The 10,561-nt window shown below is 59.8% G+C and carries 11 protein-coding genes and 2 pseudogenes; 9 read left to right on the top strand and 4 right to left on the bottom strand.

What is annotated here, in order from left to right; genetic code table 11:
- Positions 1 to 260: 260 nt before the first annotated feature.
- The gene (locus F3H26_RS18530; protein WP_149777456.1) at positions 261 to 689 is read right to left on the bottom strand and encodes an Rrf2 family transcriptional regulator; all 429 of its coding nucleotides are present in this window, start codon (positions 687 to 689) and stop codon (positions 261 to 263) included.
- A gap of 105 nt (positions 690 to 794) precedes the next feature.
- Here F3H26_RS18530 and F3H26_RS18525 point away from each other — a divergent pair, with 105 nt between their 5' ends.
- Genes F3H26_RS18525 through F3H26_RS18485 form a run of 9 tightly spaced genes read left to right on the top strand, consistent with a single transcriptional unit; the run spans position 795 to position 8,465 of the window.
- On the top strand, positions 795 to 2,009 hold the full coding sequence (locus F3H26_RS18525) for a GTP-binding protein (protein ID WP_149777455.1): 1,215 nt from the start codon (positions 795 to 797) through the stop codon (positions 2,007 to 2,009).
- Positions 2,006 to 2,641: a DUF1826 domain-containing protein gene (locus tag F3H26_RS18520; RefSeq protein ID WP_149777454.1), complete on the top strand. Its 636-nt coding sequence runs from the start codon at positions 2,006 to 2,008 to the stop codon at positions 2,639 to 2,641. The genes F3H26_RS18525 and F3H26_RS18520 overlap by 4 nt, the downstream gene beginning before the upstream one ends.
- Complete coding sequence (locus tag F3H26_RS18515; RefSeq protein WP_149777453.1) at positions 2,638 to 2,910, top strand: DUF6525 family protein; 273 nt, start codon at positions 2,638 to 2,640, stop codon at positions 2,908 to 2,910. The genes F3H26_RS18520 and F3H26_RS18515 overlap by 4 nt, the downstream gene beginning before the upstream one ends.
- Positions 2,911 to 2,921: 11 nt before the next feature.
- Positions 2,922 to 4,445: an ABC transporter substrate-binding protein gene (locus F3H26_RS18510; RefSeq protein ID WP_149777452.1), complete on the top strand. Its 1,524-nt coding sequence runs from the start codon at positions 2,922 to 2,924 to the stop codon at positions 4,443 to 4,445.
- A complete protein-coding gene (locus tag F3H26_RS18505; RefSeq protein WP_149777451.1) occupies positions 4,442 to 5,125 on the top strand; it encodes an ATP-binding cassette domain-containing protein in 684 nt (227 codons plus the stop codon). The genes F3H26_RS18510 and F3H26_RS18505 overlap by 4 nt, the downstream gene beginning before the upstream one ends.
- Positions 5,119 to 5,844, top strand: a complete 726-nt coding sequence (locus F3H26_RS18500; RefSeq protein WP_149777450.1) for an ABC transporter ATP-binding protein — start codon at positions 5,119 to 5,121, stop codon at positions 5,842 to 5,844. Before F3H26_RS18505 ends, F3H26_RS18500 begins: the two co-directional genes overlap by 7 nt.
- Entirely contained in the window at positions 5,841 to 6,779 is a 939-nt protein-coding gene (locus F3H26_RS18495) for an ABC transporter permease (protein ID WP_149777449.1), read from the top strand. The genes F3H26_RS18500 and F3H26_RS18495 overlap by 4 nt, the downstream gene beginning before the upstream one ends.
- Before the next feature lie 7 nt (positions 6,780 to 6,786).
- On the top strand, positions 6,787 to 7,566 hold the full coding sequence (locus F3H26_RS18490; RefSeq protein WP_223162578.1) for an ABC transporter permease: 780 nt from the start codon (positions 6,787 to 6,789) through the stop codon (positions 7,564 to 7,566).
- The gene (locus F3H26_RS18485) at positions 7,563 to 8,465 is read left to right on the top strand and encodes a DMT family transporter (RefSeq protein ID WP_149777448.1); all 903 of its coding nucleotides are present in this window, start codon (positions 7,563 to 7,565) and stop codon (positions 8,463 to 8,465) included. Before F3H26_RS18490 ends, F3H26_RS18485 begins: the two co-directional genes overlap by 4 nt.
- Before the next feature lie 133 nt (positions 8,466 to 8,598).
- Here F3H26_RS18485 and F3H26_RS18480 read toward each other — a convergent pair.
- The 3 genes and pseudogenes from F3H26_RS18480 to F3H26_RS18475 form a co-directional block, all read right to left on the bottom strand.
- Positions 8,599 to 9,066, bottom strand: a pseudogene (locus F3H26_RS18480) (tyrosine-type recombinase/integrase); the annotation flags it as partial.
- A gap of 5 nt (positions 9,067 to 9,071) precedes the next feature.
- Positions 9,072 to 9,251, bottom strand: coding sequence for a hypothetical protein (locus F3H26_RS19530; protein ID WP_223162577.1), 180 nt, complete (start codon positions 9,249 to 9,251; stop codon positions 9,072 to 9,074).
- 238 nt (positions 9,252 to 9,489) lie between these two features.
- A pseudogene (locus F3H26_RS18475) lies at positions 9,490 to 10,362 on the bottom strand (IS3 family transposase); the annotation flags it as partial.
- Positions 10,363 to 10,561: the final 199 nt, after the last annotated feature.

Below are 10,561 nucleotides of genomic sequence, written 5' to 3'. Positions count from 1 at the left end.
ATCCGTGAGAAAGCTACCGAAATCAAATATCAGGGGGGTCAAATTTGGACGCCGATTACCCCAATACCGGGGTCAATTTTGCATGCCGGTTCACACTCCATGACTGATCCTCCGATCCGCCATGCCCGCCCGAAACGACAACCCCATGTTGCCGCTGAATCATACCACGGGAGCCGATAAATTGATCGCTGCGCCGACTTGCCCATCAAACTGAAAAAAGTCTGAGACTTAGGCTTATCGAACTCGGGAACTTCTAGGTCTCAGCTCGCGCAATAGCTGCAGCTGCTGGGATGAACATCCGTGATCGTGGTCTCGCGCAGGCGCTCCACGAGGTTTGCTTCGATTTCGTCGAGGACTTCTGCAACACGTGCTTGCAGGCCTGTTTCGACGCTGCAGTCAGAAGGTTCAGCATCGTCGCCAGCCCCGGAAACAAGCCTTTCGTCGAGTGCCAAATAAACGTCCGCAAGCGTGATGCTGTCGGCTGACCTGGCCAGACGCCAACCGCCTGCATGGCCTTTCTCGGAATGCAAAAGCCCGGCCTCGCGCAGTTTTCCGAGGACTCGGCGCACGACCACGGGATTTGTTCCGGCGTGATCGGCAATGTCCGCCGATGTGCGCACGCGGTTCGGCTCTCCGGCCATGTGGCTGAGGGTGTGCAAGGCAAGAGACAGGCGGCTGTTTCGCTTCATAGGCAATTCTTCTCCGGGTCAGACCCAAACGTAACAATTGCAGTTGCATTCGTCTAGTAACTGCGTAAGTTGCGTGACTGTCGCAGCAACCAACGGAGTTCAGACATGCCAGATTCCCGTCTTCCCGTCACCGTCCTGTCCGGATTCCTGGGCGCCGGCAAAACCACCCTGTTGAACCGGGTTTTGAACAACCGAGAAGGGCGGCGTGTCGCTGTGATCGTCAACGACATGTCGGAAGTGAACATCGACGCCGATCTGGTGCGCGCGGACACCGAACTCAGCCGAACGGACGAGACGCTGGTTGAGATGTCCAACGGTTGCATCTGCTGCACGTTGCGTGACGACCTTCTCAATGAGGTGCGCCGCTTGGCCGCTGAGCACCGGTTTGACTACCTGCTGATCGAGAGCACCGGCATATCCGAGCCGCTGCCGGTAGCGGCCACATTCGAATTCCGCGACGAGTTTGGCGACAGCTTGTCTGATGTTGCGCGGCTCGACACGATGGTGACAGTCGTGGATGCGGTGAACCTGCTCAAGGATTTCTCCAGCCACGATTTCCTGAGGGATCGCGGCGAAGTCATGGGCGATGAAGACGAGCGCACGTTGGTGCATCTTCTGACTGACCAGATCGAATTTGCCGATGTGGTGATCCTCAACAAGGTCGCTGACGCGACCGAAGGTCAGGTCGATGCTGCCCGCAAGATCATTCGCAGTCTGAACGCGGATGCCGAAATCATCGAGACGAACCATTCAGAGGTTGCCGCAGACAAGATCCTCGACACCGGGCTGTTCGATTTTGACAAGGCGCATGAGCATCCGATGTGGGCCAAGGAACTATACGGCTTTGCGGGCCACGTGCCGGAGACCGAAGAGTATGGGGTGACCTCCTACGTTTACCGTGCGCGCCAGCCCTTCATCCCGGAAAAGATTCTCGCGGTTCTGAATGGGGATATGCCCGGGGTGATCCGAGCGAAGGGTCATTTCTGGATCGCAACCCGCCCTGAATGGGTGGCCGAGTTCTCGCTGGCGGGCGCGTTGTCCAGCGTCAAACCTATCGGCACATGGTGGGCCTCTGTCCCCCAAGAGCGTTGGCCAGACCACGCATCAGCGCGCGAGTACATGCAGCGGCATTGGGTTGAGCCTTGGGGAGACCGGCGGCAAGAGCTTGTGTTTATTGGTTCTGGCATTGATTGGCCTGCTCTCGAGGAAAAACTCGATGCCTGCCTCGTGCCATCGGTCATGGCTGCCGGACCAGATGCTTTGCCGCTGGACATGCCAGACCCGTTTCCCGGCTGGCGGCGCGTTGAGGACGCGGCATGAGCTTCGTCCGCAAAACAGTCAAGGACGCAGCAGTCGGCGTTGCTGTTGCGGACGACCCCGCGGGACTGCGCGCGTTTGTGCAGCCAGGATGCGCTGCGGCTATTTGGCGGCGAAACATGCCGAAAGATGTGCAGTCCTGGCTTGAATCCGTGCCCGAAGACGCCTTGCCGAATGGCCGCGTCATTCTCCCCAAGGGTGCCGTGCCCGAAACCGTTGGACATCTTTGCGATATGTCGGCCATGCCAAACGGAGGCGAACGTGCCTGGCTTGAGGCTGATATCGCGGAAATGGCGCGCATGTTCGCGGATCTGATGCAGACGGATTACCTGCGTCTGCGGCTGGACAGGATCCAAACCAACGCTTGTCGCAGGTTCCACATCGACGCGGTTACCGCCCGCCTTGTGTGCACCTATCGCGGCACGGGAACCCAATACGGTGTTTCCACGGATGGCGCCGAACCAAAGCGTGTATTCACGGTGCCGACAGGCGCGCCAATCCTCCTGCGAGGTACGCTCTGGCCTGCCGAACCGCCGTCAGGCCTTTTGCATCGTTCACCGCCGATTGAAGGGACGGGCGAAACCCGTCTGGTGCTGGTTGTCGACCCGATTTTGGACCCGGACGAAGCTGAATGAAACGCAATCTCGGTCAATGCAGTCTGCGTCGCAGAAAGCGTGCAGGAGACCCGATGGACGCCTTTGACAGTTTGCCGCAACCCGTCCGACAATGGGTCGCTCAAGCTGCTCTGCCATGGTCGCCCGCCTCGGTGCGCCGCATTTGGTCCAAGTCTCGGGCGCGGGGCCTGTCGGACGACGAGGCACTCCTTTCGCTTGCCCAAGCCGAAGCCCGCACACTTGCCCGTGATCGGCAATCCACCGTTTTCAAACTCAACTCCATGTCCTGAAGGAACCCCTTATGTCTTTCTTTTCCCGGTTGGCGGTAGCAGGAGCTATTGCACTCAGCACGGCGCTGCCCGCAGCGGCCCAAGAGGGCACTCTTACCATTTCCGTTGGCTTTGGTCCGACGGCCGAAGTGCCTGATCCGCGGGCCAGCTACAATGGCTGGATGTCGAACCAGACCGGCGTGACTGAAACGCTCATGGGGATCGACTATGACATGAACCTCTATCCGCGTCTGGCGGAGAGTATTGAACAGGCGTCGCCAACGACGTGGCGTGTAACCCTGCGCGAAGGGCTGACCTTCCATGACGGCAGCCCGGTAACGGCACAGGCCGTCATTGATTCAATCGCTCCGATTTCAGATGAGGAGCACCCCGGCCACAATGCACGGGTCTCCAAGCTGCTCGATCTTGCGGGTATGTCGATCGACGGCGACCGCGTCGTTGTTTTTGAAACCAACAGCCCGAATGCCGCTTTCCCCTGGACTCTGTCCGAACCCGCGGTTGCGGTTCTGGGTGAACCGTCCGATGCGTTTCCGATCAACGCCACGGGTCCCTACGTGTTCAAGGAAGCGGTGCCGGAACAGCTCTATCGTACCGAAGCAAACCTGAATTACTGGCAAGGGACGCCCGGCCTCGAAGAAGTCCGCGTCGTCGCTTCGGCGAACCCCGCCACTGCGGCACTGGCATTCGAGGCGGGCGAGGTTGACCTGGTGATCAACTACCCGGAAACCGACTTTGAACGCATCCAGGAAACGGGTGCGCAGGGCTTCTCAGCGCCCACGGCACGGCTCTACTTCTTCACGGTGAACGCCAAGAACGGCCCCATGGCAAACCCGCTCATTCGCCAAGCGGTTTCCTATGCGATCGACCGTCAGGGCATCGTCGACGCGGCCCTGTCCGGCGTTGGCGGTGTTCCGGCAGGCACTGTTTTTCCCGCGGGCAAAGGTTGGGCGGCAGATATCTCCGCACCTTATGATCCTGCAAAGGCCGAGGCATTGCTGGCCGAGGCGGGAGCGGTGAAGGAAGGTGGGACCTGGATGCTGGAGGGCACGCCGCTGGAAATTGATATTGTCACCTACTCCTCGCGGGCCGCACTGCCGCCGACTGCGGAGTTGACGCAGGCCTTCCTTGCCGCGATCGGCGTCAAGGCCAACATAACCATCGGCGAATGGGGCGCGAGCAACGATGCAATCGCGGCAGGCGACGCCGACCTTTTCCTGCAGGCGTGGGTGACGTTGCCGCAGGGCGATCCGGGTGCCGTTCTGGAGACGCTGTTGAAGTCTGATGGAAGTTCGAACTCCGGGGGCTTTTCGAATGCGCGTTTGGATGAGTTGCTTGAACTGGGGCGTCTGACGTTCGACCACGACGCACGCATGGCAATCTACGACGAGGTTCAGCACATCATTGCGTCCGAGGCCGCTTTGATTCCGGTGTTTCATGTCAGCCAGACCAATGTCGGTGTGCCGGGCCTGACCGGTTATCAGGTGCATCCCACCGAGACTTACTGGATCACTCATGAGACGAAACTGACCAAATGACGCTGAACGTGACCGGTCTGAGTGCGGTGCGCTCGGGCCGGACCATCCTTCACCCCACAACTTTGGAGATCCCACCTCGAAGCCGCATCGGCCTGGTCGGTGCGTCGGGCTCCGGCAAATCCACCCTGGGCCATGTGCTGATCGACGATTTGCGCGCGCGGGGTTACAACGTCGCTCATGTTCCACAAAGCCCGGATGAGGCGCTCGATCCGTTGCGGTCCATGGCGTTTCACTGGCGCGAGGCGGAAATGGCACTTGGCCTCGCAACGGGCAGCACGGACCGGGTCGGGCTGTTCCGGGCGTTGAAGATCGAGGGCGGCGACATGCGCAAACGCCCTTGGGGCTGGAGCCGTGGGATGCAGCAACGTTTCGTCATTGCCATGGCGTTGATCGGCGCGCCCGATCTGATCGTGCTGGATGAGCCGACTTCCGCGCTCGATCCCGTGGTGGCAGCCACGACAATGGACCTGCTGAGCGTCACTCTGAAAGACAGAAATACGGCGATGCTTCTGATTACGCACGATCTTGGCCTTGCAGCGCGCCGGGTAGATACGCTCATGGTAATGGACGAAGGGCGCTTGGTTGAGCGGGGCCGCACCGAAGACATTCTGGAAAACCCGCAGACTCGGGCGGCGAAGTCGCTTTCGGCACATCGCAGTTGGTTGGCGCTGCCATGTTGACCGTGAGCAACCTCAGGGTGAAACGCGGGGCGCGTGTGACACTGCACGACATCTCGCTGTCCTTGCCCGCTGGCAAGACCCTTGCCGTTGTCGGCGAGAGCGGTGCTGGCAAATCCACTCTGATTGCGGCGATCCTCGGTCTTCTGAAACCCTCGGGCGGGCAGATTGCCTGGAACGGCGCACCGACGCGCATGGTCCGTCCAGCCCTCGTCATGCAAGAGCCCCGCGCGGCTTTCAATCCGGTGCTGAGCTTGCGCCAATCGATCATGGAACCGGTCGTCGCGCAGAATATCAAACTGACGCAGGAGCGGCTGCAGCGACTTTGCGCCGGACTCGAACTGCCATTGGACATTCTGGATCGCCGTCCCGGACAAGTCTCGATCGGGCAGGCTCAACGCGTTGGCATCCTGCGCGCTTTGATCGCATCGCCCCCACTGATCCTGTTTGATGAACCGCTCTCCGCGTTGGATGCCGTTGCACAGAAACACACGGCGCGGCTGATTTCCGACCTTCAGGGCGAAGAAGGCTTTGCTGCGCTGATTGTCACCCACGACCTCGGTTATGCCGTGGCCCATGCGGATCAGATCGCCGTTTTGAAAGCCGGGCGGATCGAGGAAATTGCGGATTCTGAAACATTTGCCTTGAACCCGCGATCTGAATACTGCCGCACCCTACGCGACGCTGCAATCGCACTTGGGGCACTTGAGGCCGTCGCATGATCAAAGCCGTCTGTGGACTTCTGCTGCGCGCGTTCGTTGTGCTGTCTGGCGCCACCATCCTCACGTTTGCCTTGCTATGGAATGCGCCCGGCGATCCGGCACAGGCCATTGCCATGGCCCGGTTCGATGCGCTCCTGACCGACGAGGTGGTTGACCAGGTTCGACAAGAGGTGGGCCTGGACAGGTCATTCTGGCAGGCCTTCTGGGCATGGCTCGGGCCGCTGCTCACATTGGACCTGGGCTTTTCGGCGGTCACCGGCCGTCCGGTCTGGCCCGATCTTGCGGCGGCGATCAGCTATACTTTTCCGCTGGCCTTCTCATCGTTGGCGGTCGGTCTCGCAGTGTCTGTTCCCTTGGCGCTTCTGGCCACGAAACGTCCCGGCGGATGGATGGACAGGCTCGCCGTTGCGGCCGCCTCGCTCGGCAACGCGATCCCGGCCTATTGGCTGGGCCTGATCCTTATCCTGCTTTTCTCTGTAAAACTTGCTTGGCTACCCGCGCTTGGTGCAAGCACTCCGGCTCACGCCATCCTGCCTGCACTGACGCTCGGGCTTGGCGTTGCGGCATCGCTCACGCGGATCATTCGCTCCGGCATTCTTGAGGCGCGCGGCCAGCCTTTCCTCCCGGCATTCAGACGGCGTGGGATCGTCGAAAAATCCATTGGAAGAGACCATGTCGCCCCCCACGCTGCGATACCCGTTGTCACTGTCTTGGGATTGGAATTGGCCTTCCTCCTCGAAGGGCTCGTCCTGGTTGAAGTAATCTTTGGCAGACCGGGCCTCGGCACGTTTCTTGTGCAAGCCATCCTGGCCCGAGACTTTGCCCATGTGCAGGCCGTTGTGGTCCTGACCGCGCTGGTGTTCGTCGCCGTCAACCTGGCCATCGACTTGACCTACCGCATCGTTGATCCTCGGATCGGAGAGAGCGATGCGTAGCGTTTGGGTGCTGGCGATCGTCTTTTTGCTGCTGGCCGGTCTTGGACCCGTGCTTGCGCCTTACGATCCAACGGCAATCAATATCCCGAAACGTTTGTCACCGCCAAATTCCGAGTTTCTGCTTGGGACCGACGCAATGGGTCGGGATATTCTGTCGCGTTTGCTGCACGGTGCGCGCTGGTCGCTGGGATTGGCCTTCCTGATCTCGGTCATCAGCCTTGTAATCGGCACCACAATCGGGCTTGTCGCGGCTCTGGGCGGCAAACGTGCGGATTGGATGGTGATGCGGACCACGGACACGTTTCTTGCCTTCCCGGAGCTTGTGGCGGCAATCGTCATTGCCGGGCTGATGGGCGCCGGGACCTGGAGCCTGATCTTTGCCCTGAGCGTCACCGGCTGGATGCGCTATGCCCGCGTCGCGCGCGGCATCGGCTTGTCGGTTCAAAGCCGTGGCTACGTCGTGCAGGCCCGCCTCGCCGCTCTGCCGGCCTGGTCCCTAGCCCGTTGGCACTATCTGCCATTTCTGATCCCGTCCCTCACAGTCGTCTGGACCGGCATGTTCGCCCGCGCGATCCTCGGCATCTCGGCACTCGGCTTTTTGGGATTTGGAGTGCAACCGCCGAACCCGGAATGGGGCTCGATGCTGTTGGATGCGCGGGTTCACTTGCGCTCTACCCCCTTGCAGATGCTCTGGCCCGGACTTGCGGTTGTCCTCTGCGTCTTGGCGATCAACCTGACAGGCGACGCACTGCGTGACGCCTTGGCGGAACGGGACCACCCCAAATGAGAGATTGTGACTTGCCAGGACTCGGGATCAGCCTGCGCATCCTGTCCGGGCTGCTCATGGCAGGCATGTTCGTCAGTGTGAAAGCCGTCAGCGCGGATGTCCCGCTTGGGCAGATCGTATTTTTCCGCTCTTTTTTCGCCATTTTTCCGCTCGTAGTCTTCCTTTGGATTCGAGGGGAGTTTCCGAGTGGCCTCGCGACCGAGCGGCCCGGCGCCCATTTTCTGAGGGCCGGTTTTGGCGCTCTTGCCTTGTTTGGATCCTTTGCTGCCGTCGCACGTTTGAACCTTGCAGAGGCCATCCTGATCTCGCAACTCTCCCCGATCCTGATGGCGCTTGGAGCGGCAATCCTTCTGGCTGAGCGCCTGACCCGATGGCGCATCTGGGGCCTCGCGCTCGGCTTTGCAGGCATTGTCGTGCTCGTCTGGCCTGAACTGACAACCTATTCCTGGGAGCGCGGTCGGCTGATGGGGTACTTCATAGGGCTTGCCACAGCTGTCCTGACCGCGCTGGCTCTCATCATGGTACGCAGCCTCAACAAGACGGAAAGCCCCGGGGCCATCGCGTTCTATTTCGTTCTGGCGTCAATGATCGGCGGCATCGCCACACTGCCCTGGGGTTGGGTCGTGCCCAACGGGCCGATACTTGGTTTCCTGGTCTTGTCGGGTCTGTTCGGTGGTTTCGGCCACATCGCAATGACACTGGCATTTCGCTATGCCGAGGCATCGCGGCTTGCGCCCTTTGAGTACGTCGCGCTGCTCTGGCCAATTCTCGCGGACGTGTTCATTTTCTGCCTGAGCCTTGCCACCAGCTTCCTACTCGCAGCGCCACTCATTTTGGCCGGAGCGGCGATCGCGGCGGCGGAAAAAGGTAGAGAGTCGCGCGGCAAGCATCTTTCCTAAAGGCTATTCTTGAATGAGACCCCCAATTTGTCGGCAGCCGATAAATGTCCGCTTTGGGGAGGCTGCACTGCCGCAATGATGACTTTGGTGAAGGTCCGCAATGGGCCGTCCACGAAGGCGGCCCAAGCCTTCGGATTTCCACCGCCTCTGCGATCGCCAGCGCATCCTCCAATTCGACGCCAAGGTACCGGACGGTGCTGTCCATCTTGGTGTGACCAAGCAGAAGTTGTACCGCTCGCAGATTTCCTGTCTTTCGGTAGATTTGCGCGACCTTGGTCCGGCGCATCGAATGTGTTCCGTACGCACTCGGCTGCAGACCGATCGATTCCACCCAATCCCGAACAAGGCGCGCGTATTGTCGCGTGGAAATGTGAAGCCGTTCGTGGAAACGCCCTGGCCAGAGGTACTCCGATCCGGTCATCAGCGGTTGTTCCATCCAGCACAGCAGCGACTTTCGCGTGCCCTCGGTGATCTCAAAACGGACAGGTTTCTGTGTTTTGCTCTGAATGATTGAGGCGCGTTCCTTTACCTGACCAGCGGCGTAGACATCCGCGACCTTCAGTTTGACCAGATCGCACCCGCGTAGTCGGCTGTCGATCGCCGGTGTCAGCCATCCGCGAGAAACGTCCAATGCCCCAATCCGTCCCGGGGCCAGCAGGCTTCCTTCATGGCGATGAAATTGGCGGCTGCCTCTTCGTTCCAGCCCGATGTCAGCAGCGGCATGTGCTCTGCCACGCGCGGATTGGACATGTAGTCTGCGAATTGCGCGGGCGCGATCTCCGACAAGCTAACGAAAGTGAGTTCAGGTTCCAAGACGGAGACTTCCGGTTTTCATTTTCGATGATGGCTTTTGTGAGACAGGTGATCGGTGAAACCGTTAAGTTCTTTGATCGACTTGATGTGATGGATTGTCTTGCCGTTTGCGCGGGTCTGGATTTTTGTGAATAGCTTGTCCGTCGTCAGAGATTTTGGGCCAGTTGGCAGCCTGAGCTAAGAGAGGGTCTGGCTCATCTGGTTGGTTTGATTATGCGGCGGATTTGCGGTGAAGTAAGCGCCGGGTTTCGATGGTCTTCTGTTTGATCCTTTCTCTTTGTCTCAGAATGGTTTGGCCGCGCCCGAAGTAGACATCAGCCGGAGTGAGGTTCTGCAGGCTCTCGTGGTATCGTCGGTTGTTGTAGTGCTCGACGAAGGCGTCGATCTTCTGCCTGAGATCGCCGGGCAGGTAGTAGTTTTCCAATAGGATGCGGTTCTTGAGCGTCTGGTGCCAGCGCTCGATCTTGCCCTGGGTCTGGGGGTGATACGGGGCACCCCGGGCATGATCCATGCCTTTGCCTTCGAGATACTCGGCCAGATCGGCGGCCACGTAAGACGCGCCATTGTCGCTGAGGAGCCTCGGCTTCTGCGCCACGGTCGCGTTGTTGCAGCCCGAAGCGTCCAGCGCCAGTTCCAGCGTATCGGTGACATCCGCGGCCTTCATCGTGGTGCAGAGCTTCCAGGCGATGATGTAGCGGCTGTAGTCATCAAGGATGGTGGACAGGTAGAACCAGCCCCAGCCGATGACCTTCAGGTAAGTGAAGTCGGTCTGCCACAGCTGGTTTGGCCGGGTCGTCTTGTCCCGGAACTCGTCGGCCGCCGACACCACCACATAGGCTGGGCTGGTGATCAGGTCATAAGACTTGAGGATGCGATAGACGGAAGCCTCTGACACAAAATACTTTTCTGTGTCGGTGAACTGCACTGCCAACTCGCGCGGCGACAACTCGCTTTCCTTCAGGGCCAGGTCCTTGATCTTCTCGCGCACCAGTTCGGGAATGCGGTTCCAGACCCGTGACGGCCTGGGGCTGCGATCCTCAAGCGCTTCTGGCCCACCCGACAGATACCGGTCATACTGTCTGAAGTCAGCACCTATCGGACAGATTTAGGGGTTTGAGCAACGGAGGATTTCTGGTTCATCGAAGCCATCAAGGAGCGAAGATGAACAAGAAATCCGGAACAAGCAAGGATGCCGCTGACAAGCTGGTCAGAGGCATCAAGCGGAAGACCCGTAAACAGTATTCAGCGGAAGAGAAGATCAGGATTGTCCTGGCTGGCCTGCG

The sequence above is a fragment of the Ruegeria intermedia genome, assembly GCF_900129345.1.
GTDB classification, from domain to species: Bacteria; Pseudomonadota; Alphaproteobacteria; order Rhodobacterales; family Rhodobacteraceae; genus Ruegeria; species Ruegeria intermedia.
This window is presented reverse-complemented; position numbering and strand designations above follow the sequence as displayed.